Origin of the sequence: Aliidiomarina shirensis, from assembly GCF_003987345.1 — a bacterium.
In the GTDB taxonomy this organism is placed as follows: domain Bacteria; phylum Pseudomonadota; class Gammaproteobacteria; order Enterobacterales; family Alteromonadaceae; genus Aliidiomarina; species Aliidiomarina shirensis.
Map to the genome: position 1 here is coordinate 598842 of NZ_PIPP01000002.1, position 24351 is coordinate 623192.

Below are 24351 nucleotides of genomic sequence, written 5' to 3' on the forward strand. Positions count from 1 at the left end.
CAAACCTAAGCTCGTAATTGGCGATGGATCTGTTTACGGCGTGTAAGCCATTGCTTTTGACTTTGATAATAGGTCTGCATCTCACCTAACATCACTTCGTATTCTTCTTGTAACCGTTCTGCCAACCAAGGCTTCTTCGCTACTACGCGTTTTATCTTCATTTCTAAACGCGCTTTTTCAATTTGGTAAGGGTTCGCTTTCTTTAAGTTCTTTGCTAAACCAACCCATGAAAATGCACGAATCAGCCATTTACTCGGATCAAAGTGATACCAACGAATGCCATTGCGATAATCACCAGAGAAAATATGGTGGAAATTATGATAACCCTCGCCATAGGTGAGTAGCGCTATCCAACCATTATCTCGTGCTGAATTCTTATCGGTAAACGTTTGCTTGCCCCATACGTGGGCGAGAGAATTAATGAAAAACGTTGTGTGATGGCCAATAACCAAACGCAAGAAGCCCGCAATTAAAAGCGCTCCCCAAACCTGGCCAAGAGCGAAACCGATTAGCAAAGGAACACCAATATTCATAAATAAGGTGAGGGGTAAATAGTATTTGTGCTGCCACATAACTATTTTATCTTTCTGCAGGTCTTTCACATTCGAATAATCATTGTAGCGGTGTTCATGATACTCGCGTAGCATCCAGCCGATATGCGCAAACCAAAAGCCGCGAGAAATCGAATACGGATCGTTATCTTTATGATCAACGTGCTTGTGGTGTTCTCGGTGATCTGAAGACCAATGCAAAATACTGTTCTGCAACGCCAATGCTCCCCCGAGGGCGAATATTAAGCGCACACTCCAATGCCCATCCCAAGCTCTATGCGACCACAAACGGTGATATCCCGCGGTAATAGAAATGCCAGCATATACAGCCAAAATTACGAAGGCTGCAAATAAGCCCCAACTAAATCCTTGATAAAAGAGATAAAGCGGCGTGCCTACAGCGGCAACAAGGAACGTAATGGTAAAAAGGCTAGCATTTAACCAAATAATTGGCGGTTTTTTCATATTTTATACAACTTTTTAGCGAACAACTGTACGCCGAATTTATCTTTAATCGCGGAATTAATCAAGTGCCTTTGCAAAAATTGATCTAACAGCTGTTCACTGATAAATTACATTTTAATATCGCAACTCTTGGACAACGCCATATGACCGGCATTCGGGCAAAGCAAAAAGAAAAAACTCGGCGCGCACTGATTAATGCAGCGCTTAGCCAACTTAGCCCACAAACCGCTTTTTCGAGTTTGAGCCTGCGAGAAGTTGCTCGCGAAGCAAATATTGCCCCCACATCGTTTTATCGTCATTTTCAAAATATGGATGAACTCGGCCTTACCTTGGTTGACGAAGGTGGGTTAACCTTGCGGCAGTTGTTACGGCAAGGGCGCCAACGTTTAGCCGATGGCGGATCCGTAATTCGTATTTCTGTCGATATCTTCATGGATTTCATCAGTAACAACCGCAGTGTTTTCCGTTTGCTACTACAAGAGCATAGTGGCACTTCAAAAGAGTTTCGATTGGCCATCGCTCGAGAAATTCAACATTTTAAATCTGAACTTGCTGATTACCTCCACAACGAACGGCAACTACCTGAAGATTTAGCGCGGCTACAAGCTGATGCAATGGTTCGTGTAATGTTCAGTATTGGCGCCGACGCGCTCGATTTACCAGCAAGCGATCGAGCCGAACTGATGGAAGATACAATCCTCGAATTACGTATGATTGCTCGTGGAGCTACAGCGCTACAAGCAAGCTTCAGCGCCAGCAAAGGCAGCAGTAATACAAAGTAACCATATTCAGTAACAAAGATGCGTGAACGCCCCACTCCTGATAAACTTATTTCGATATTAACCACGCTACCTAACTCGGTAGTATTCATATTGCAGACAAAAATATAGCCCTTAATAGGCTAAACATCTGCATTAACCAAGGAGAAGCCTATGAACCGACTCTCAGTCTGGTTCGGTGTTATCGTGTTATTGCTAGTGGGCAATGCCCAAGCACAGCAACGCGATATCACCCTCGAAGAAACCATAACCATTCAACGCGTAACCCAAGCTATTACGTCTAGCGACGGCAACTACACTGCGTTTACTCGCTTCCGCGCTCGTACACCTTATCAAGATGATGATGGTGCAGCATACAGTGAATTGTTTGTGCGTAATGCTGAAGGGAATATCATTCCGTTTATCACCGGTGATGTTCGCATTGGCCAAATAGCATTTAGTGCTGATGATAAAGGTATTTTCTATCTAGCCAGCCGTGGTGATGATAAACATACCAGCTTATATCACGTACCGTTAACGGGTGGTGAATCAACACGCTTCTTCCAACATGAAACAGCCATTGGCAGTTTTAGCCAAAGCAGTGATGGTCGCTGGATTGCATTTACGGCAAGAGAAGAAGGGCCGGAAAAAGCAGAGGAACTTGCGAAAAAAGGATTCCGCGCACAAGTTTATGAAGAGCAAAGCCTAAAAACTCAGATTTGGCTTTTAGATACCGAGAGTGAAGAAAAAGAAGCCTCGGTAATTGCTTTAGATGAACATGTGCATTCAGTGCAATTTCGCCCTGAGCATGAGCAATTACTCGTTCGTGTAGCACCAACCACCATGGTTGATGATGATCTGATGCTGAGTAAATATGCGATTATCACAGCAAGTGGCGAAGAAGTTGTACGTTTTGATACGAACGGTAAACTAGGCCGTGCGGCGTTTTCTGCTGATGGTTCACAGCTTGCATTTATTGGCGGTGAAGATCAGCACGATCCAGCAACTGGGCGCTTGTTCCATGCTGATATTGAAACTGGTTCAGTGCGTGATCTATTCCCAGGTTTTGCGGGCCACGTTCAAGATTTAATATGGCAAAGTAACAATGAGCTTGTGTGGCTTGCTGATATCAATGTGGAAACTGAGGTTCGAGTAACAAATGTTTCTTCAAATCGTACGCGCACTTTGATTGAGCAAGGCGAAGGCGTATTTAGCCGAATCGCAGATACGAGTGCCAGTAATCAACTTACCCTTATTGGCCATAGCCCTGCGCATCCACCTGAGGCTTTTAGCTTTAATAGCGGTGAACTAACGCGCTTAACCGATTCCAACCCTTGGTTAGCAGAAGTTCGTCAGCCTCGCCAAGAAGTGATCAACCACACCACAAGTGATAATGTTGATTTACAAGGTATCTTGGTATATCCGCACGATTATGAAGAAGGTCAGCGTGCTCCGGTCATCATGTCTGTTCACGGCGGTCCTGAAGCGCACGTGCGGAACGGCTGGAACGATAGATACTCAAGCCCAACTTGGTTTGCAGCGCAACAAGGGTTCGCAACCTTCTTCCCTAATTACCGTGGTAGCACAGGCCGAGGTGTAGAGTTCAGTAAACTCGGACAAAACGATTACGCCGGTAAAGAATTCGATGATATCGTTTCAGCGAAAGAGTATTTAGTTGAAATGGGTATCGCGGATCCAGACCGCGTTGGCATTACCGGTGGCTCGTATGGCGGGTTTGCATCTGCTTGGGGCGCTACCAAGCAAACTGAGCACTTTGCGGCGAGCGTAATGTTTGTAGGTATTTCAAATAACCTATCAAAATTTGGTACCACCGACATTCCGAACGAAATGCACCTCGTGCATGCGCGCAGCTATCCTTGGGATAAGTGGCAGTGGTATTTAGAGCGCAGCCCAATTTACTGGGCCGAGCAAGGCAGAACGCCAATTCTGATTATGCACGGCGCTGAAGATACGCGCGTTCACCCAAGTCAATCAATGGAGCTATATCGCTACTTGAAAGTGCATGGCAACGTGCCCGTTCGCTTAGTGCTATATCCAGGTGAAGGCCATGGGAATAGCCGTTCTGCTTCGCAAATGGACTACGCACTGCGATTAATGCGTTGGATGCAATTCTATTTAGTTGATCAAGAAGAAGGTATTCCTGAACATGAACTGCCGCATGCAGAGCAGTTGTAAAATAAACTAAGTATAACTTTACCTAGTTAAGCAAAAAGGGGGGTATTGCAGTTGCAGTACCCCCCTTCCTATTTCGTAGCACTATAAGTTCTTTTGTTGCTCCACTAATGCAATCAGTTCATTCATCGGCATTGGCCGTGCAAAATAGAAACCCTGCATAAAGTGGCAGCCCGCCTGTTCTACAAACTCAGCTTGCTCGAGCGTTTCTACGCCTTCAGCGGTTACCGTAAGATGTAGTTGTTGCGCCATCCCAATGATTGTTTTGGTAATCGCTGCATCATGCTCACCACTCAACACATCTTTGATAAAGGTTTGATCTATTTTTAGTGTATCGATGGGTAACATTTTTAAATACGAGAGGCTTGAAAAGCCCGTTCCAAAATCGTCTATAGAGATACTGAATTTACGCTCTCTCAGCGATTCAAGAAGCTTAATCGCTCGTCCTGAATCCTCCATAAGCACACTTTCAGTGAGTTCTAAATGTAAGTTTTTTGCTGGAAAACCCGTAAGGTTCAAGGTGTGAGTTAGGGCTTCAATAAAGTTTGCGCGATTAAATTGTACGGCGGATAAATTCACCGCCATAGAAAAATCACCAAGCTCGCGTAACTTCAGGCCATCTTCACATGCTTGTTGCAATACCCATGCACTTATCGGAATTATTTGCCCAGTATCCTCGGCTAAAGGAATAAAATCTGCCGGAGATACAAAGCTGCCGTCATCTCGTTCCCAACGAAGCAAGGCTTCGCAACCGATGATTTTGCGATCACCACAGCGGATAATCGGTTGATAATGAAGTTTTAAAGCCCCCTGTTCGAGCACATGCTGCAATTCATTTCGTAGCGTAACCGAAGAATGGAACCGCTCGCTAATTTCACTAGAATAAAACTGATAGTGGTTCCTGCCTTGGCGCTTCGCTTGATACATCGCCATATCAGCATGTTGAATGAGTTGCTTAGGATCTGGCGGGCTTTGTAACGTCGTGGTGATACCGATACTCGCGGTTAAATATAAGCGATACTGATCAATATGGTAGGGTTGCGAAATACTGGTTAAGACTTCATTTATAAGGTCAGTTACCGGATGTTCAGAGCGTAAGCGAGGAATTAAAACAATAAACTCATCACCACCGAAACGGCCTACAATTGAGCCATTTCGCATACATCCTTGCAGCCGACGCGCCGTTTCTTGCAGAAGCTTATCGCCCACCAACAAGCCTAAGCTATCATTTACTGGCTTGAACCCATCAAGATCGATAAAGGCTACTGCAATGCCGTTTCCTGTACGAATGGTATGCTCGCACCACTCGTGTAAACGCTCTTCTAAAACTGCTCTATTTGCTAACCCAGTTAAACCATCATGGGTAGCTTGCACCCTGAGCTGCCCCCGTTGTGAACGCAACGTTTGGCTGGCTTCCATACTAATCACAAGAAGCGCGGAAAGTAGCAACCCACTTGCAATTACAATGGTGTAAAGGTTCGCTAATGAGCGTAAATCCTGCACTCCGGAATAAAAGCCAACCAATCCAACAACACCGCCGAGCGGTATTTCCATATCTAATGAATGCCGATAAAGGGACAACGGTTGCTCAGTTTTTAAATCAATAATATGGGTAGAATCACCCATACCGCGCAAGAGATACTGGCTGCCAATGTTAGCGTACGAATGCAGGATACTTTCATAATCGGCTTTCGCTGGATTAATCAGAGCCGGGAAATCAAAGATAGAAATAACATATCCATACAGTGCAGGTTGCCCTTGCTCGTTATCACGAAAAATGGGTAGGCGCATGAGCACGACCGGATTTCCTTCCCCGCGAATACTTTCTAATGGAATCAAAACACCTGAGGTTCCCGCGGTGTCCCTAAAATAATTCGCAACATCCGGCGTACCTAGAAGCCAGTAACTGCTGGTATCCTGCTTTGATTGCTCATAAAGAACTTCATTATCGGTATCCACTAACATAATCGCAGTAATCTGTGGCATATCCGATAGATAGCTGGATACATCGAGTTCAACGAGCGCATCGAGCTTGCCTTCCGATATATTCTGCCAGCGCTGAGTTAACCGCTGCATCATGTTTACATTGTTTAACAACACACGCTCTCGGTTTTCTTGTGCTAACTGCATTGTGGCTACAATTTGCTCTTCTACCCGTTTTACCTCTGCGGCAGAAAGAATAAACCAAGTACTACAGACCACGGTAACACTGGCGATCATCATCGCCATTGCCCGCCAGCTTAATACCACGCCTTTGTCAGAATCTTGATAGGAGCCGATTAATAGTGCTAAGCCAAACAAAAATAAGTAAAACACACTCACACTAACAACCATCGGGTGCGAGCCGAACCAGGTGAACCAATCGGAATACCAGCACATTAAGCTATAAGTTAAACCTGCGAGCATGGTGCTATAACCACCAAACCGCCAAAGCACACGCCTTTTAGTTGGTGAGATACCAAAAATTAAGCACGCGCCGATGAGGATAAAAAATACAGTTACTGGCCAGCGCAAGCTGGTTTCTGGGCCATTTACGGAGTTGAGGAGTTCAACCCACGGAGAGCTGTTTAGTGATGAATAGATTGAGCCCACAAAAACCACGAGGCCAAAGCAAAAACGCAATATAGGCAAGCCACGAACAGCACCCAAAAGTGAGAGCCCAGTAGCGAGGGAAATAAAAGCAGCTGTAGGAGAAAGAACTTCGGTTAAGGGTTGGCTTTTGCCTTTCAAACTAAAAACGACTAAGCCAATAACACCTGTGATTAAAGCTGCCACCACAATAGTGTAAAAAACAGCAATTGCCGAGTTGTTTCCCGTGATCGCATGGCGTTTCAACGGAAGTTACCTTTTTGTTATTATTTTGGTTTGAGTGTATGCGCTTTCGTTCTCAAAATCAAAGATTAGATTTCTTGGCGAATCTCGGTAACTTCTTCAATTAAAATAAAAAAGCCGGCTTTCGCCGGCTACTTCTTTACAAAAAAACGAATGTTTAAGGTAACTGCGGTCCCGCAGCAACTAAAGCTTTGCCTTCGTCGTTATCGGTGAATTTCTCAAAATTATTCACAAAACGAGTAGCCAAATCTATCGCTTTCGCATCCCACTCGGCTGCGTCAGTATATGTCTTACGCGGATCTAGAATGTTGTTATCGTCAACATTCGCTAACGCGGTTGGCATCGCTAAATTGAAATATGGTAACTGCACAAATTCCGCATCTTCAATACTGCCATCTAAAATAGCATCAATGATAGCGCGCGTTGCTTTAATAGAAATCCGCTTACCCGAGCCGTTCCATCCCGTGTTCACTAAATAAGCTTCCGCCCCAGAATCCGCCATACGTTTGGCGAGTACTTCCGCATATTTAGTTGGGTGCAAGCTTAAAAATGCCGCGCCAAAACAAGCAGAAAAAGTTGGTGTAGGCTCAGTAATTCCACGCTCTGTACCCGCTAATTTAGCGGTAAAGCCTGATAGGAAATGATATTTTGCTTGCTCGGTAGTTAATTTCGATACCGGCGGTAACACACCAAATGCGTCCGCGGTTAAGAAAATAACTTTCTTCGCATGGCCGGCCTTTGAAACTGGCTTAACGATATTATCGATATGATAAATCGGGTATGAAACTCGGGTGTTTTCTGTTTTCGAACCGTCGTCAAAATCAACGCTGTTATCATCACGAACCGTTACGTTCTCTAATAATGCATCACGGCGAATAGCACGATAAATATCCGGCTCTGCTTCTTCTGATAAATTAATGGTTTTGGCGTAGCAGCCGCCTTCAAAATTGAATACACCGTCGTCGTCCCAGCCGTGCTCATCATCACCAATCAATTCACGCTTCGGATCAGTTGAAAGTGTTGTTTTACCGGTACCCGATAAACCGAAGAAAATGGCAACATCTTTATCCTTACCCACGTTGGCAGAGCAATGCATGGATGCAATACCTTGCAACGGTAAGAAGTAGTTCATCATGGAGAACATGCCTTTCTTCATCTCGCCGCCGTACCAAGTACCGCCAATTAATTGCATACGCTCGGTAAGGTTAAAAGCTACAAAGTTTTCTGAGTTTAAACCTTGCTTGGCAAAATCAGGGTTCGTGCACTTCGCACCATTCATTACTACAAAATCAGGCACAAAGGTTTTTAATTCTTCATCGCTTGGGCGGATAAACATGTTTTTCACGAAATGGGCTTGCCATGCCACTTCAGTGATAAAACGAACCGCAAGCCGCGTATCTGGGTTGGCACCGCAATAGGTATCTACAACAAACAAACGCTTCTCAGACAACTGTTGAGTTACAAGCGCTTTTAACTCATTCCAAGTTTCCGGAGTAATGGCTTTATTATCGTTCTTACCTTGATCCGACCACCACACTGTATCGCGAGTAGTGTCATCCCGCACAATGTACTTATCTTTCGGAGAGCGGCCAGTGAAAATGCCTGTATCTACGGCGACCGCGCCAGTAGTGGTAACACGTCCTTGTTCATAGCCTTCGAGATCTTCACGTGTTTCTTCGGTAAAAAGTAGTTCGTAAGATGGGTTATAAACGATTTCGGTGACGTCTGTAATGCCATATTGGCTCAGATCCAGATCAGTCATGCGAAGGGCTCCTGCGGGTACGAAGTTAAGTATCAAATAAATAGCGAATGAGTAAAAAGCAGTGTTTCAACGCCCTAGAACTAATCATCTAGGTTTAAACCTGTTGCTTTTTCAGGCGAAATAATAACGGTTTTTGCTTTATAAAGATAGTCCGAATATGCCTTTCAGCCGCATTCAAGAACGCTTAGCTGCAAATTTCTCATGTAAGGCACGCGCTACTTTTTCATGGGTAAATTGTTCAACCGCACCACCATGTAATGCCACTTCTTTAACTAATGTAGATGAAATAAATGAATTCTCTTCTGATGGCGTTAAAAACACACTTTCTAAATCAGGGTTCAAACGCCGATTCATATTCGCCAACTGAAATTCATATTCAAAATCAGCCACTGCACGAAGCCCGCGAATTAACACGTGTGCTTTGTGCTCACGCGCAAGCTCCGCAAGTAAACCGGTAAATCCGATTACACGTACATTCTCCAAATGCGCGGTGGTTTGCTCTACCATGGCCACACGCTCATCAAGAGTAAATAAGGGTTGTTTGCTGGTATTTGCGGCTACGCCAACAATTACCTCAGAAAACAACTTAGCGGCGCGTTCAATTAAATCAACATGGCCGTTGGTTACCGGATCAAAAGTTCCTGGATAAATGGCACGTCTGTACATAAGTGTCGTTTTCTCTATTTGGAGGCATGATCGCAGATTCTGTCACGCGCTCTCGTTAAATGGCTGCATCGCAAGATGGATTACAAATATCAGTTTGTAAAAAGAGTATCGGATACGAACAATAGCGTCTATTCCTGTTTTTTCAACCATGAATATGGAAAGAGTGCTGCAATGAACGCGCGAGAAGCGTAAAATACCCCACATTACGCGTATGAGCCCGTACTTAAATCTAGGAGAAGTTAATGAAAGACGCATTATACACCCAGCTCAGTGAACAGCTCGCCGAGGTTAAATCGGAAGGGCTATATAAAAGCGAACGTATTATCGCCTCTTCCCAATATTCCGAAATCGAAGTAAACGGGCATAAGGTTCTAAACTTTTGTGCAAACAATTACTTGGGTTTAGCGAATAATCCTGAGCTTATTGCTGCTGCAAAGCAGGGGTTAGATAGCCATGGTTTCGGCGTAGCCTCTGTGCGCTTCATTTGTGGCACGCAAGATATTCACAAAACACTAGAAAGCAAACTCAGTGAATTCCTTGGCACTGAAGATACCATTCTTTATTCATCTTGTTTTGATGCGAATGCAGGCCTTTTTGAAACTATTTTAGGCCCAGAAGATGCCATTATTTCTGATGCGTTAAACCACGCGAGCATTATTGATGGTGTACGTTTATGTAAAGCTAAACGTTTCCGTTACGCTAATAACGATATGGCTGATTTAGAGAAACAGTTACAGCAAGCAGATGCGGATGGCGCCCGACACAAATTAATCGCTACCGATGGTGTGTTTTCCATGGACGGCATTATCGCCAACCTAACTGCCATTTGTGATTTAGCTGATAAATACGGCGCATTGGTGATGGTTGATGATTCTCATGCAGTAGGCTTTGTGGGTAAGAAAGGCCGCGGTAGCCATGAGTTTCATAACGTGATTGAGCGTGTTGATATTATTACCGGCACACTCGGTAAGGCGCTCGGTGGTGCCTCTGGTGGCTTTACCTCAGGCAAAAAAGAAGTGATTGATTGGCTGCGCCAACGTTCGCGTCCGTATTTATTCTCAAACTCACTAGCACCTTCAATCGTTACCGCGTCTATCCGTGTGCTCGAAATGCTGAGCGAAGGCGATGAACTCCGCGAACGGTTAATCGATAACAGTAACTACTTCCGTGAGCGCATGAGCGCTGCTGGGTTTACCCTCGCAGGTGCTGATCATGCCATTATTCCGGTTATGTTGGGCGATGCTAAATTGGCATCACAAATGGCCGACCGTATGCTCGAGGAAGGCATTTACGTTGTTGGTTTCTCCTTCCCGGTAGTACCCAAAGGACAGGCACGAATTCGCACCCAAATGTCGGCTGCGCATACCCGTGAGCAACTCGATAAAACCATCGATGCCTTTATCCGCGTAGGTAAAGAGTTAGGTGTGATAAACTAAAACAAATTTTCTGGAGTGGATTTCAATATGAAGGCGCTTGCAAAACTTAAAGCAGAACCTGGATTGTGGCTCACCGACGCTGAAATGCCGGCGTGTGGCTACAACGATCTGTTGATCAAAATTAAAAAGACCGCAATTTGCGGCACCGATGTGCATATTTACAAATGGGATGAGTGGTCACAAAACACCATTCCTCTTGGCATGACGGTAGGCCATGAATATGTGGGTGTTGTTGCTGAAGTAGGCGAAGGTGTACGAGGCTTTAGTGTTGGCGATCGAGTTTCTGGCGAAGGCCATATTACCTGTGGGCACTGCCGCAACTGCCGCGCAGGCCGCCGCCATTTATGCAGAAACACCACCGGTGTTGGCGTGAACCGTACGGGCGCGTTTGCAGAGTATTTATCTATTCCAGCCGATAACGCATTCAAAATTCCGAACGAAATTTCGGATGATTTAGCCTCTATTTTTGACCCTTTCGGTAATGCTGTTCACACTGCCCTTTCGTTTGATTTAGTGGGTGAGGATGTACTTATTACTGGTGCTGGCCCGATTGGTATTATGGCGGCCGCGGTTGCTAAACATGCAGGCGCACGCCACGTGGTGATTACTGACATCAACGATTATCGCTTGGAGTTAGCCACGCAAATGGGCGCGACACGAGCGGTGAATACAAAGAACACCAAAATTACCGATGTTATGAAAGAACTTGGTATGACGGAAGGCTTTGATGTGGGTTTGGAAATGTCGGGTGTACCTGTAGCGTTTAATCAAATGCTCAGTGCCATGAACCATGGTGGCAAAGTAGCGTTACTCGGTATTCCGCCAGGTGAAATGGCGATTGATTGGAACCAAGTGATTTTTAAAGGTTTGGTGATCAAAGGTATTTATGGCCGCGAGATGTTTGAAACTTGGTACAAAATGGCGTCACTTCTGCAATCGGGTTTAGATCTATCGCCAATTCTTACGCACCAGTTTTCTGTGGATGATTTCCAGGAAGGATTCGATACCATGTTATCGGGCCAATCTGGCAAAGTAATACTAAATTGGGATTAATGTGATGGGAACCTTTGCATGTATGCCAATCGAGCAAGCCGAGCCGTTACTCGCAGATTCATCAACGCAAGTTGTTGATATTCGCGACGCAAACGCCTTTGCCAATGGGCATATTCCCGGGGCCATTCAATTGAGTAACACGAATCTGCCGCATTTTGTTGCGGCGGCAGATTTCTCGAAACCGCTTGTGGTGGTTTGCTATCACGGTATTAGCAGTCAGAATGCCGGGCAATATCTTGCTGAGCAAGGGTTTGAGCAAGTGTTTAGCTTAGATGGCGGCATGACAGCTTGGGCCGCGCAGCATCCAGATAAAGTGGAAAGCGGTTTGTGAAAAAAATATACAGCAGTAACGATCCGCAACAAATCGCAATGTTGCAGCAAATTCTGCATCGTGCCGGAGTACCCGTTACTGTTGTAGAGCGCGGAAGCGCTCTTGAACTTATGTTAATTCAACCGGGTTACGAATCCGTTGCCAAAGAGATTATTCGAGAATTCAAAGCTAACCCACCCAATCTCAGTGATTTTATTCACCAACAAAAATCACAACCGAAACAAGCGCAAGGTCCGGCGCTTTGGAAAATTCTTGCTCAGCAGGCCGGCGTTGTAACTTTTATCGTGTTCATAGCGGTATTGATTACAGCCCTGATGCAGTGGTTGATTGCCCCTACCGAAACTATTTCCCAGCTAATTTTTACACCTCGGGGGGTTCCGGAACTCAGTTTAGGGCAACCATGGCGCTTTGTAACACCCATTTTGCTGCATTTTTCGGCAACCCATTTAGTGTTTAACCTATTTTGGTGGTGGTATTTAGGAGGCCGCACAGAATTAGCTTACGGTTCCGGTATTTTAGCCGTTGTTACGCTAATCACTGCAGTTGTGTCTAATTATTTCCAATGGGTTTCGTCAGGCCCTTTGTTTGGCGGTCTCTCGGGCGTTGTATATGGGTTGCTCGGGTTCGCTATGGTGGTGGCTTGGAAAAAGCCATCACATCCACTTTCGCTGCCGCCATTCTTACTGATTTTTATGATCGGTTGGCTCTTGCTCGGTTACACCGATATCTTATGGGTGAATGTGGCGAACCAAGCACATGCCGTCGGCCTTATCAGCGGTATCATCCTTGGTTTCATTATCCGCTTCCGCGACCAACAAAAAGCCAGTATTTCTCGACGCTTTTAACAAGAGGAAAGCGAGGCAAAAAAAGCCCTCGCGATATAGAACAATGGAAAGAACACGCCAAAATTCCATTCTCTTAGGCTCAAATTGGCAGCCTGTGAATGCATGCCAAGCGCCTACATCAATATATGCTTGGATTAGCGATGCCGGCTCCTTAACAGAGAAACTAAAATCGCTGCCAGGGGAATTTAAAGTGGAAGTTCTCGGTCAGTATCAAGCCATGGCTGAAGCTTCTGAATATGCAGCACTGAATATTGAACCACAACTTGTTACTATTCGTGAAGTAGTGCTTTACAGCAATGCTAAACCGATGGTGTTTGCTCGCAGTATTCTGCCCTTTCAAGGGCTTGAAAAAAGCTCCGAGTTTATCAATTTGGGCAGCAACCCGCTTGGGGAGCGCTTGTTCAATCGAACCGATATTGAAGCGGGCGATATTCAAGCTTCGCAGTTTCCTGCAACCTCCAGCGTTGCCCAACTGAATTACCGATTAAGCGGAACACAAATGCCATTGTGGGGGCGCCGCCGTTGTTTTCACCTGCCGGAAACACCAATCTTAGTTGCCGAAGTGTTTCTTTCACCTGCTCCCTGCTATTCTTAACCTTGCTAGATTAAATCGTGAATTAGCGTAAACCCGTGCTTTTGCAATTTGTTTGGGAGAACTTCAGATGACTCGCTTTGATCATTACCGTGCACTTATGCGAATGGACAAACCAATCGGCACTTGGCTCTTAGCTTGGCCGACGTTCTGGGCATTGCTACTTGCTGGTGTTGGTGATCCCTCAGTACGCCTTGTGGCCGTTTTTGCTGCCGGCGTATTTCTAATGCGTTCCGCAGGTTGTGTTATCAACGATTTCGCAGACCGGAAACTAGACGGTAAAGTTTCGCGCACTCGCAGCCGACCGCTGGCTACTGGTGCCGTATCTTCTGCCGAAGCACTTATTATCTTTATTATTCTCATTACACTTGCATTCATGCTGGTGCTTACGTTGAACACCCTAACCATCTTGCTGAGCTTTGTGGCGGTTGGCTTAGCTATTGTTTATCCGTTCGCTAAGCGTTTTACGCATTTACCGCAGTTTGTTCTTGGCGCCGCCTTTAGTATGTCCATACCCATGGCATTCGCCGCGGAATCAAACAGTTTGCCGCTTATCTGTTGGGTTTTGTTTGTAGCAAACACTCTTTGGACAGTGGCGTACGATACCCAGTACGCGATGGTCGATAGAGAAGATGATTTGCAGGCGGGAATAAAATCAACAGCAGTGCTGTTCGGCAGCCGGGATATCCTAGCTATTGCGTTATTACAAACCGGCACTATTGTTCTATTACTTGCGGTGGCCTATTTAATTCAGGCAACGGCACTGTTCTGGCTATCAATTATGGTAATGGCGGGCTTTTTTGCTTGGCAGATATGGACCATTCGCTCGCGTAATCCAGATGCTTGTTTCCGCGCATTCCGACAAAATCATTATGCCGGAATGGTTGTGGCGATCGGTTTGGCGTTACATTACTGGCTGCCGATACCTTTCGGTATCGCCTAACTTCAGGGCTTAGTAATTGTTTTCCCGTTCCAAATAACGTGCGATTTTCTGGAAATCATCGACTAAGTGATTGGGGTTAACAGTAGCTAATGACCCCAACTCATGAGATGGCCGGAAGATCGCCTGTTGTTCGCCATTTGGATCTATCAATATGATTGCTGAACTGTGATTTACTAAATAATCGGTTTCATCTTCATCGGGCAGTGAATACATTAAGCCAATGTCACGAACAAACGGGAAAAGTTCTTTATGTTCCGCCCGAACACCGAAGAACCCCTCACCGAAAAAATCAATGTACATACTTACCCGCTCGATATCATCGCGTTTCGGATCAACGCTTATCATCCATACTTGCACGGGTAGATCCGTAGCCGCATCAATGTCCGCCCAGCGTGATTTCAACTGAGCCATGGTGGTGGGGCAAATATCGGGGCAGTAGGTATAGCCCGTGAACATCAGAGTCCACTGACCAAGAAGCGCTTGATTTTCAACATCAGCGCCACCCGTTCCTTCCAGAACGAATGGCGAAATCGGCCGCGCCTGATCGTAAATTCTCGCTGATTCAAGCTCCGGCGGGTTGTTACTCGTCAGCTGAATGTAACTAAATGCACCTACTACCGCAACAGCAAACAGCGCTATAAATCCAAGTGCCTTGTTCATGATATTAATCCTTTAGTACATGAAATAGTGATCGACCAACAATAAAATAAACAAGCCCATCAAATGCCAAATCGAGAATTTAAACATCTTAAAAGCAGTAAACTTATTCGGCTTATATTTAAGTTTCAGTGCGTAAGCAAGAAAACCTAAATTCAGCACGGATACGCCTACTAAATAGATTAATCCGCTCATGCCAATCAAATACGGTAATACACAAACTGCAGCAAGTAATACGGTGTATAGCAAAATACAGGTTTTAGTAAACTCGATGCCGTGCGTTACCGGCAACATCGGTATTTCCGCCTTAGCGTAATCTTTCGCGCGATGAACCGCGAGGGCCCAGAAATGAGGCGGCGTCCATGTAAACACTATCATCACTAACAACAGTGGATAAGCATGTATTTCGCCTGTTACTGCTGTCCAGCCCAACAAGGGCGGCGCTGCACCCGCTAGGCCACCTATCACGATATTCTGTGGCGTAGCACGTTTTAGATACATGGTATAAATCACCGCATAACCCACTAAGCTAGCCAAGGTTAAAACAGCCGTAATACGATTCACAAACACATCGAGCACAACATAACCGAGCGCACCAATAATCATGGCGAAGGTGAGTACTTTTTTAGGTGAAAGCGCCCCAGTCGGTAACGGACGCCGTAAAGTCCGTGCCATTTTTGCATCGATATGCCGATCAACCAAATGATTAATAGCCGCTGCTGAGCTTGCCATTAACCCGATCCCGAGCATAGCTGGAATTAGAATGTCAGCGGCTACCCACGTAGGCGTAGCAAGCGCCATGCCCACTAACGCGGTAAGTAAAAGCAACGCAACTACACGCGGCTTGGTAAGTTCGAGATATTCACGCCACGAGGCGCGTTGGGTTAGCGCAGCTTGATTAGCCATGGCTCACCTCCTTTTTATTAAGCCGATAAAGGCCAAAATTAAGTGCTACTAAAGTAACCATTAGCAGCGCACCCACGGCGTTATGTGCAACGGCTACTACGAGTGGCAAACTTGCCAATACGTTGGTAATACCCAGTAGCACTTGAACAACTAACAACGTGGATAGCAAAAATGCCACCCGACGGAACCAAGCACTGGTAGCATTAAGCCATAGCTTGGTCAGAAGCCACAGCATTACCGCCATCACTAGAATAGCGCCAAAGCGATGAACAATATGCATGGTCATGCGCTCATTATAGCTATGCACACCAAACTCATAGTTGTCGGCTTCTGGTAACGAGAAAGCACCCGCAAAATTTAACCGTTCACTCCAGCTTCCTTCACAAATTGGCAAGTTAGTGCACGCTAAAGCAGCATAGTTTGCCGCTACCCATCCTCCTGAAGCAATTTGCGCAATCACTACAATCAGTGCGAAAGCAGCTAATCCTTGCAAACCGCGTAGCGCCGCTTCCTGCGCTAACCGAGGTGGATTTTCTCGCAGGTATAGCAGCACCAAAAGGCTGAAAGTTGTAAAACCACCCAGCAAGTGCCCCATAACAATAACTGGCTGCAAGTTCATGGTTACTGTCCACATACCAAGCGCGGCTTGAAAAATGATCATCGCGAGCAATGCTAGTGGAAGTTTTAGCGGCTTACCCGCACCTTGCTTGCGAAAACGCATTACCGCCGCAATAGCGATAGCAAGCACGAGTAAGCCCAATATTCCCGCTGCATAGCGGTGAACCATCTCGTTCCACGCTTTAAAATGCTCTACCGGCCGCTCAGGAAACCGCATCTGAGCTTCACCAACTTTTACCTCACTGTGAGGAACCGTAAGGTAACCGTAGCAGCCTGGCCAATCTGGACAACCTAAACCCGCATCCGTTAAACGCGTGTACGATCCAAGAATGATGACCACCAGCACCAGCCCCAAGGCTATTTTAACTAAACGCTGCACCATTTATTCTTATCCTTCTTATGCATCCGTTATTAACAATTTTGTTACTTTACCCTACTCGTGAAAGTTTGAGTAATTTTTGTAGGTCACTTAACAGATCCCGGCCATTCATAACCGTATCTTTTCTATCTTCGCTACCCGCATACCACAACACCACACTGCCTACCGGATCGATAATCAACAGTGCGTGCTCTGGCAAATTTTCAAGCGCTTCATGAACACCTTCCGCGTTGACTAACAGCATAGTGCTATCGGCCGGTAACTCCGGCAATCCAGGCGCTGAACCACTACCTGTTATCGCTATCGGCTGCACACGCTCTTGTTGGCGGCCTAATGCATGGTGCAACTGACTCGCTACATATAGGCTGTTTACACAAGCGGTTCCACACTCTGCCGGCATTCGATAGGCGATACGCCATTTATCCGGCAGCGCAGCGTTGTCTGCTTCGCTAAGCTGAATTGCTGGCGTTACCAAATTACCTTTATTGCTTACCCCGGTTTCATACCAGCCCATGGAAAGCACAAGCTTTGCAGCAGCTAACGGCAGTATAAAAATTAAAGCCACAATTATCAGAACACGTTGGCTTTTACGTTTTACTTTTTTCTCTTCTGGTGTCATGAGTTTTCCTTGCCAGCTGATTTTGGCTTATGCCGGCTTGCTACTAAAAAGATTATCAGTGCGGCTAACGCTAAGCCGAACCACTGCACTGCATATGCGTAATGGCGATGTGGTGTCATCACAACTACCGGCCAATCTCTTACAAACCCAATATCTGCATCTGGTGATTGTAGAACGATAAAATCTGCCAACGGCAACTGTAATTGTTCTCTCATTTTTGCCAGCTCAGGGTATTGAATTCTCATCGGCCAATCTTCTGCATTGAATTGCTGTTCTTGCAATATAAACGGGCTATCCGCTGGGATACGTACGCGCCCAAATACCTCAATTTCATCTGTTGCCATTTCTATTTGGGGAATATCAGCTCGATTTTGCCCAGCAGGAATCCAACCTAAATTAACCGGAATCAACCACGGCGAGAGTTCAGCGTTGGTAGCAAGTGCAAGTACATGATAGCCCGCGCGACCTTGCTGAATTTGATTATCAATATAAAAAAGATATTCCGGATGAAGTGTTGCTCGTAACGATACTTTTTCATCCGGCGAAGAAGCTAGAGAATCCAATGAATCTAGCGTTATTGATGAGTAGTTTTCAGCGGCTGCGTGGCGATCCATAATCATTTGCTTTTCTTGGCCACGGTCAATTTGCCAAAAACCGAGCTTGACCATCACTGCAATCGCAAGCAAAGTAATTAGCATCGCTCCAATATGGATGCGAAATAATAATGAACCAAGGCGAAGTACTTTCATAACAACTTCTGAGGACCTGCCGTGTTAGATATAATTCTCAAAATACTACTCGTTGCATTACTGCTCTATATCATCGCAAATCTATTTCGAGGCTTATTTAGCGCCTTAAAGAATGACCCTGACGCGCCACCAATGACGTTCTATATTGGGAAGCGGGTTGGCTTTTCAGCGCTCATCATCCTAATCATCATCCTAGCGCTTGCATTTGATATTACGTCACTAAATCAGCGCCCCTACTAAGCAGGGGCGCCACCTTCTCTAAACTGTTTTGTATGGGTTTAAATAATATAAACGAATACAAATAACAGTAGCCACACCACATCCACAAAGTGCCAGTACCAAGCCGCAGCTTGGAAACCAAATTGGTCATCTTTGGTAAAGTGGCCAGCAAGAACACGCCCTAACATAATAATGAGTAGAATCGCGCCGAGCGTTACGTGTAAACCATGGAAGCCGGTAAGCAGGAAGAATGTATTACCGTAAATCCCTGATTGCATGGTAAGGCCTAGATCACGATAAGCGTGCACGTACTCGTAACCTTGGAAGCCTAAGAAAATTAAACCCAACACTATGGTTAAAATTAACCAATTAGTAAGTGCTTTACGCTTATTTTCTTCTAAAGCCACATGAGCGAAGTGCAAGGTTACTGAAGAAACCACCAAGATAGCGGTGTTCATTAACGGTAATCCAAACCAACCCATCGCTTGCGTAGTTGTTCCATCAGGTGTGGTTGTTAGAGGCCAAATAGCTTCAAAAGCTGGCCACAAAATCTCACCGGTAGAAACGTTATTACTCGCACCGCCAAGCCATGGCACAGCGATCATGCGTGCATAAAACAAGGCGCCGAAGAATGCTAAGAAAAACATTACTTCAGAAAAGATAAACCAGCTCATGCCCTGTTTGTATGAGCGACCAAGCTGCGCGTTATACAAACCTTGGCGTGATTCGCGAATTTGATCGCCAAACCAACCCACCAGCATAATTAGCAGCACTAACAAGCCTGCACCAAGAATATAGTGGCCGTAACCGGCTTCTTGCTTCGAAGCTTCTATGGTGAAATGGCCAGCCCCAAATGCAATCAGGCCAAGCGCAAGCGCGCCTACTATTGGCCAGATACTCTGATCAGGTACGTAATATTTTGAATATTCTTCTTTTTTTGTACTCATTGAATTTCCCTCATTCCGACAAGTTAGCAGTTGCCTGCCCTTGCTCGGTCAGGTCATACATCATGTAAGACAATGTGAAGCGATGGATTCGATCGGGTAGATCGGGATCCAGATAAAACTGCATTGGCATTACTGCCCGCTCTCCCGCGGCTAAAGGTTGTTGCTCAAAACAAAAACACTCAGTTTTGTTTAAGTACAACGACGCTTCGCCAGGAGAAACAGAAGGTAACGCTTGTGCGATTACCGCTTTATCGGTTCGATTCTCAATAATGAAATTAACCGTTTTTACTTCCCCTGGGTGTACACGTATAGAACGAACTTCCGGGTGAAATTCCCATGGAATTCCACGGCTTACCCGCGTATGAAACTCCACCGTAACAACCCGTGTTTCATCAACATTCATGCCTTCGTTCGTTTGTGAAGCTGTATTTGTTGTGCGCCCGTTAAAACCGGTTATTTCGCAAAACTTTTCATACAGCGGCACAAGAGCAAAACCAAAGGCAAACATCAACATGACCGAGGCTAATAGCCGAGTAATGACTCGGCTATTACCGCGCTCATGCTTTTGCTCGTTGGATTCATGTTCGCTCATAAAACATTACACCTTAGGTGGTACATCGAAGGTATGGTAAGGCGCTGGCGACGGCACAGTCCATTCCAAACCTTCCGCGCCTTCCCATGGTTTAGCTGGTGCAGGCTTACCTTTCTTGAACGCGCATTTTAGCGCTACGGCAAGGAAAATAAGTTGCGAGAAACCGAATAGGAAACCACCAATACTTACGATCTGGTTGATATCCGCAAACTGAATTGCGTAATCAGGGATTCGCCGAGGCATACCTGCCAAACCAACAAAGTGCATTGGGAAGAACAAGATATTTACAGAAATCAGCGAGCACCAGAAATGAAGTTTACTGAGGAAATCATCGTACATAACGCCCGACCATTTCGGTAACCAATAGTAGGCGGCCGCCATGATAGAGAACACCGCACCCGTTACCAGAACATAGTGGAAATGTGCCACTACGAAATAGGTATCGTGATATTGATAATCAACGGGGGTTATCGCCAACATGATTCCCGAGAAACCACCGATGGTAAATAGGATTACAAAGGCCAAAGAAAACAACATGGGTGTTTCAAATGTCATTGCCCCTCGCCACATGGTACTCACCCAGTTAAATACCTTCACACCCGTAGGTACCGCGATCAACATCGTCATATACATGAAGAAGAGCGAAGCGAAGGTTGGCATACCGGTTGTGAACATGTGGTGAGCCCACACCAAGAAGGATAAGCCCGCGATAGAAGCCGTAGCATAAACCATGGATGCATAGCCGAATAACGGTTTCCGAGCAAACGCTGGAATAATCGCAGAAACGATACCGAAAGACGGTAAGATCATAATATATACTTCTGGGTGCCCGAAGAACCAGAACAAGTGCTGGAACAACACCGGATCACCACCACCAGCTGCATCAAAGAAACTAGTTCCAAAGTATTTATCGGTCAACACCATAGTTACCACGCCAGCGAGCACCGGCATTACTGCAATTAGTAAGAATGCAGTAATAAACCAGGTCCACACAAACAACGGCATTTTCATGTAGTTCATACCCGGCGCACGCATGTTCATAATGGTTACGATTACGTTAATCGCGCCCATAATCGAACTCATGCCCATGATATGCATACTAAACACAAATAACGCAGTTGAATCCGTGCTGTAGGTGGTTGAAAGTGGTGCGTAGAATGTCCAGCCGAAAGCAGGTGCTCCACCTGGCATAAAGAATGACGACAACATGATTAAGAATGCAAATGGTAGTATCCAGAACGACCAGTTGTTCATTCGCGGTAACGCCATATCCGGCGCACCAATCATCATTGGAATCATCCAGTTCGCTAAACCAACAAATGCTGGCATAACGGCACCGAACACCATAATCACACCGTGCATGGTGGTCATTTGGTTGAAGAAATGCGGATCAATTATCTGCATTCCTGGCTGGAATAATTCTGCTCGAATCATTAGCGCCATACTGCCGCCAACGAGGAACATTAAAAAACTAAACCATAAATACATCGAACCGATATCTTTATGGTTGGTGGTGAATAGCCACCGTTTTATACCTGTAGGTTTATGATCGTGATGATCATCATGCGCATCGTGGGCGCTATGGGTATCAGATACTGTAGTGCTCATAGCTATGCCCCTTATTGGTTACCCTGAATGAACTGATGAATATCCGCCGCTTGTACTAAATCACCGGTATTATTACCCCAAGCATTTCGCTCGTAAGTAATAACCGCTGCAAGCTCACGCATGCTCAAGTTATTACGGAACGATTGCATGGCCGTTCCGGCAGAACCGTTCACCACGATATCAATATGGGCGTTTTGATCGCCAACAGACACCCCAACACCAGCAAGCCCTGGGAATACACCTGGGACGCCTTGGCCATTTGGTTGGTGACATGCTGCACACTGAGAAAGATACACCTGCTCACCCAATGACATGAGTTCATCTTCACTCATTTCCATTGATAGCAAACGTTCTTCTTCTTCTCGGGCATCGGCTAAACGTTGCTCTTCGCCTTGGATCCAAGCCTCAAACTCCGCAGGCTCTTTCGCAATAACCACGATAGGCATAAATCCATGGTCTCGACCACATAGCTCGGCGCATTGCCCCCGATAAATGCCAGGCTCGTCTATCCGTGTCCATGCTTCATTGATGTAACCAGGGTTTGCATCTTTTTTCACAGCAAACTCTGGCACCCACCATGAGTGAATAACGTCATCAGAGGTAATCAGAAACCGAATTTTCTTGCCTACTGGAACAACCAATGGCCGATCTACTTCAAGTAAATAGTTTTCAGTTTGTGGAAGGCGACCGTATATTTGCTCTCGCTGCGTAGCCATATTACTTAGAAACTCAACGTCATAATCTAAGTAACTGTAATGCCAACGCCACTGTGAACCAGTAATCAATACGCTCAAATCTGAATCTGCAGTATCATCCATTTCCAATAACGTAATCGTTGCCGGAACAGCCATACCAATCAAAATCAGGAACGGGATAACCGTCCATGCTATTTCAACACGTAGATTATCGTGAAATTTTGCAGGCTCAACTCCACGGCTTTTCCGGTGGCGATAAATAGATATAAACATCGCACCGAAAACGATTACACCAATAGCAACACAGATATAGAAAACCAGCATGTGTAGGCTGTACACAGTTTGGCTGATATCGGTAACGCCACGGGTAAGATTTAACTGAGAGCCTTGACCGGCGCTAGCGATTGCAGAAGTAAACATCGCTACCAAACCAATGAATAGGCTGGTTAGTCTTACTTTCACTCGACTTCTCCTCTTAGTCTTTTCTTGCAACGCCTTGAGGGGCAACACGTTACAGTGAAAAAGAACAAAGAGGTCAACAAGAACAGAACAACTTTCCCCGAAATATCAGTTCTTGCATAACCCTTTGTTTATTGTTCTTGTGCGCTAAGCGCACTTATTATTTAGGTTTATCAAGTCGCTGATACGAATCACTTAGAAAGTGCTTTCTGAGTGAACAACATCGTAACCACAGCGGGTATTTTGATGTGGAACAAAATACCACCAAAAATGTTAATAAAAAAGGGGTTGTTTTTAACAACCCCTTGGGCTCCTCTGAAAATATCAAAGGAATGTGGAGAGAGATTTAATGAATTGCTGTTGGGAAATCATCCGGCGTGAACAAAAAGCTGATCGCTTGGCTTGCTTTTGCCACGAGCTGAAGCCTTTGTTTTTCGCGGCCTGCGCACGGATTTAACCAAGCAATTACTAACTGGCTATTGTTGATCAGTAGCGCTTGTTCCGTCGCCCAAAGTGCAGCTTCATTACTGGTTGTGTTGACTCGACGAATACGATCTGGTCGGACACCTGAGGCAATCAACTGCGCAATTAATGTACGAGGCGCTTTACCAATCACCGTAATCCATTGATCATCGCGCTTGCTCATGGTGTTCAACGTAACCCATAATTGCGAATGTAAGTTCTGTTCAGCACCTAGATTTTGATGCGAATTAATATCTTCGTGGCCCCACACACCTGGGTGTGCGTAACAACGAGAAACCGAAGAATGATTCATAACCAACCCCCATTTCGAATAACACCAACCGCTAACCCTTCAATGGTCATAAATTGCTGAGTTAAATCAACCTGAATAATAGAAAACTCTTCATTCTCAGGATGTAATAAAACCATATTACCGCGGCGCTCAAAGCGTTTAACCGTTACGTCATCATCTACACGTGCAACTACTATTTGCCCGTTACGCGCTTCATTCGTTTTGTGAACAGCTAAAATATCATTATCAAGGATGCCGATATCTTTCATACTCATGCCATTCACTCGCAAAAGAAAATCTGCGTGCGGATGAAACATGGATTGATCTACTTGATAATGCGATTCAATGTGCTGTTGCGCTAGAATAGGTTCACCTGCGGCAACTTGCCCGATCAATGGCAGACCTAAACTCTCGGCAATCGCCACCTCATCTTGAATCAGGCGAATACCCCGCGACATACCAGGCATCATTTCAATAACGCCTTTTTTAGCAAGCGCTTTCAAATGCTCTTCAGCTGAGTTGGCCGAACGGAAACCCAATCGAGTTGCAATCTCAGCACGCGTTGGTGGCATACCGGTTGCTTCTATGTTGGTTCGAATCATATCCAATATTTGTTGCTGTCTTGGCGTCAAAGGGCGCATATCATCACCTGTGTTTTCATACAGTACACTGTTAGTATATACAGTAATTACTGCTGTGCAACTTTTTTTGAACATTTATAT

General features: G+C 45.4%; 24 protein-coding genes. 9 read left to right on the plus strand and 15 right to left on the minus strand.

Annotated elements, in window-relative coordinates:
- Positions 1-5: 5 nt before the first annotated feature.
- Positions 6-1016 (minus strand): acyl-CoA desaturase, encoded by a 1011-nt coding sequence (locus CWE13_RS06830; RefSeq protein ID WP_126807103.1) that lies wholly within the window; start codon positions 1014-1016, stop codon positions 6-8.
- Positions 1017-1159: 143 nt separating this feature from the next.
- On the opposite strand from CWE13_RS06830, the gene fabR reads away from it, so the two are divergent.
- The gene (gene fabR / locus CWE13_RS06835) at positions 1160-1798 is read left to right on the plus strand and encodes an HTH-type transcriptional repressor FabR (RefSeq protein WP_126807104.1); all 639 of its coding nucleotides are present in this window, start codon (positions 1160-1162) and stop codon (positions 1796-1798) included.
- Positions 1799-1948: 150 nt separating this feature from the next.
- Complete coding sequence (locus CWE13_RS06840; protein ID WP_126807106.1) at positions 1949-3970, plus strand: S9 family peptidase; 2022 nt, start codon at positions 1949-1951, stop codon at positions 3968-3970.
- Between the two features lie 81 nt (positions 3971-4051).
- Here the strand turns inward: CWE13_RS06840 and CWE13_RS06845 are convergent, their stop codons facing one another.
- The 3 genes from CWE13_RS06845 to coaD form a co-directional block, all read right to left on the minus strand.
- A complete protein-coding gene (locus CWE13_RS06845; RefSeq protein WP_126807108.1) occupies positions 4052-6802 on the minus strand; it encodes a putative bifunctional diguanylate cyclase/phosphodiesterase in 2751 nt (916 codons plus the stop codon).
- A 154-nt stretch (positions 6803-6956) separates the two neighbouring features.
- Positions 6957-8561: a phosphoenolpyruvate carboxykinase (ATP) gene (pckA, locus tag CWE13_RS06850; RefSeq protein WP_126807110.1), complete on the minus strand. Its 1605-nt coding sequence runs from the start codon at positions 8559-8561 to the stop codon at positions 6957-6959.
- A 174-nt stretch (positions 8562-8735) separates the two neighbouring features.
- Positions 8736-9227 (minus strand): pantetheine-phosphate adenylyltransferase, encoded by a 492-nt coding sequence (gene coaD, locus CWE13_RS06855; RefSeq protein ID WP_126807112.1) that lies wholly within the window; start codon positions 9225-9227, stop codon positions 8736-8738.
- 242 nt (positions 9228-9469) lie between these two features.
- Between coaD and CWE13_RS06860 the strand changes: the two genes are divergently transcribed.
- From CWE13_RS06860 to ubiA, 6 genes are all read left to right on the plus strand, one after another.
- Positions 9470-10663, plus strand: a complete 1194-nt coding sequence (locus CWE13_RS06860) for a glycine C-acetyltransferase (RefSeq protein ID WP_126807114.1) — start codon at positions 9470-9472, stop codon at positions 10661-10663.
- A 27-nt stretch (positions 10664-10690) separates the two neighbouring features.
- On the plus strand, positions 10691-11716 hold the full coding sequence (gene tdh, locus CWE13_RS06865; protein WP_126807115.1) for an L-threonine 3-dehydrogenase: 1026 nt from the start codon (positions 10691-10693) through the stop codon (positions 11714-11716).
- 4 nt (positions 11717-11720) lie between these two features.
- Complete coding sequence (gene glpE, locus CWE13_RS06870) at positions 11721-12047, plus strand: thiosulfate sulfurtransferase GlpE (protein ID WP_126807117.1); 327 nt, start codon at positions 11721-11723, stop codon at positions 12045-12047.
- Complete coding sequence (locus CWE13_RS06875) at positions 12044-12892, plus strand: rhomboid family intramembrane serine protease (protein WP_126807119.1); 849 nt, start codon at positions 12044-12046, stop codon at positions 12890-12892. Before glpE ends, CWE13_RS06875 begins: the two co-directional genes overlap by 4 nt.
- A 43-nt stretch (positions 12893-12935) precedes the next feature.
- Positions 12936-13487, plus strand: coding sequence for a chorismate--pyruvate lyase family protein (locus tag CWE13_RS06880; protein WP_157980943.1), 552 nt, complete (start codon positions 12936-12938; stop codon positions 13485-13487).
- A gap of 67 nt (positions 13488-13554) precedes the next feature.
- Positions 13555-14427 (plus strand): 4-hydroxybenzoate octaprenyltransferase, encoded by an 873-nt coding sequence (ubiA, locus tag CWE13_RS06885; protein ID WP_126807123.1) that lies wholly within the window; start codon positions 13555-13557, stop codon positions 14425-14427.
- 9 nt (positions 14428-14436) lie between these two features.
- Here ubiA and CWE13_RS06890 read toward each other — a convergent pair whose 3' ends face one another.
- Genes CWE13_RS06890 through CWE13_RS06910 form a run of 5 tightly spaced genes read right to left on the minus strand, consistent with a single transcriptional unit; the run spans position 14437 to position 18355 of the window.
- Entirely contained in the window at positions 14437-15087 is a 651-nt protein-coding gene (locus CWE13_RS06890) for an SCO family protein (protein WP_126807125.1), read from the minus strand.
- Between the two features lie 12 nt (positions 15088-15099).
- Positions 15100-15990 (minus strand): heme o synthase, encoded by an 891-nt coding sequence (gene cyoE / locus CWE13_RS06895; RefSeq protein WP_126807127.1) that lies wholly within the window; start codon positions 15988-15990, stop codon positions 15100-15102.
- On the minus strand, positions 15983-16990 hold the full coding sequence (locus tag CWE13_RS06900) for a COX15/CtaA family protein (RefSeq protein WP_420837036.1): 1008 nt from the start codon (positions 16988-16990) through the stop codon (positions 15983-15985). The genes cyoE and CWE13_RS06900 overlap by 8 nt, the downstream gene beginning before the upstream one ends.
- Before the next feature lie 46 nt (positions 16991-17036).
- Entirely contained in the window at positions 17037-17606 is a 570-nt protein-coding gene (locus CWE13_RS06905; protein WP_126807129.1) for a hypothetical protein, read from the minus strand.
- Entirely contained in the window at positions 17603-18355 is a 753-nt protein-coding gene (locus CWE13_RS06910; RefSeq protein ID WP_126807131.1) for an SURF1 family protein, read from the minus strand. The genes CWE13_RS06905 and CWE13_RS06910 overlap by 4 nt, the downstream gene beginning before the upstream one ends.
- A 21-nt stretch (positions 18356-18376) precedes the next feature.
- Here CWE13_RS06910 and CWE13_RS06915 point away from each other — a divergent pair, with 21 nt between their 5' ends.
- Positions 18377-18595: a DUF2909 domain-containing protein gene (locus tag CWE13_RS06915; RefSeq protein WP_126807133.1), complete on the plus strand. Its 219-nt coding sequence runs from the start codon at positions 18377-18379 to the stop codon at positions 18593-18595.
- Positions 18596-18633: 38 nt separating this feature from the next.
- On the opposite strand, the gene CWE13_RS06920 is transcribed toward CWE13_RS06915, so the two are convergent.
- The 6 genes from CWE13_RS06920 to lexA all read right to left on the minus strand — a co-directional run bounded on the left by CWE13_RS06920 (position 18634) and on the right by lexA (position 24270).
- Positions 18634-19521 (minus strand): cytochrome c oxidase subunit 3, encoded by an 888-nt coding sequence (locus CWE13_RS06920; protein ID WP_126807135.1) that lies wholly within the window; start codon positions 19519-19521, stop codon positions 18634-18636.
- A gap of 10 nt (positions 19522-19531) precedes the next feature.
- Positions 19532-20113 (minus strand): cytochrome c oxidase assembly protein, encoded by a 582-nt coding sequence (locus tag CWE13_RS06925; protein ID WP_126807136.1) that lies wholly within the window; start codon positions 20111-20113, stop codon positions 19532-19534.
- A gap of 6 nt (positions 20114-20119) precedes the next feature.
- Positions 20120-21721, minus strand: coding sequence for a cytochrome c oxidase subunit I (ctaD, locus tag CWE13_RS06930; protein WP_126807138.1), 1602 nt, complete (start codon positions 21719-21721; stop codon positions 20120-20122).
- A gap of 11 nt (positions 21722-21732) precedes the next feature.
- Positions 21733-22836, minus strand: a complete 1104-nt coding sequence (coxB, locus tag CWE13_RS06935; protein ID WP_198677919.1) for a cytochrome c oxidase subunit II — start codon at positions 22834-22836, stop codon at positions 21733-21735.
- Positions 22837-23221: 385 nt separating this feature from the next.
- A complete protein-coding gene (locus CWE13_RS06940; RefSeq protein ID WP_126807142.1) occupies positions 23222-23650 on the minus strand; it encodes a hypothetical protein in 429 nt (142 codons plus the stop codon).
- On the minus strand, positions 23647-24270 hold the full coding sequence (lexA, locus tag CWE13_RS06945; protein ID WP_126807144.1) for a transcriptional repressor LexA: 624 nt from the start codon (positions 24268-24270) through the stop codon (positions 23647-23649). Before lexA ends, CWE13_RS06940 begins: the two co-directional genes overlap by 4 nt.
- Positions 24271-24351: the final 81 nt, after the last annotated feature.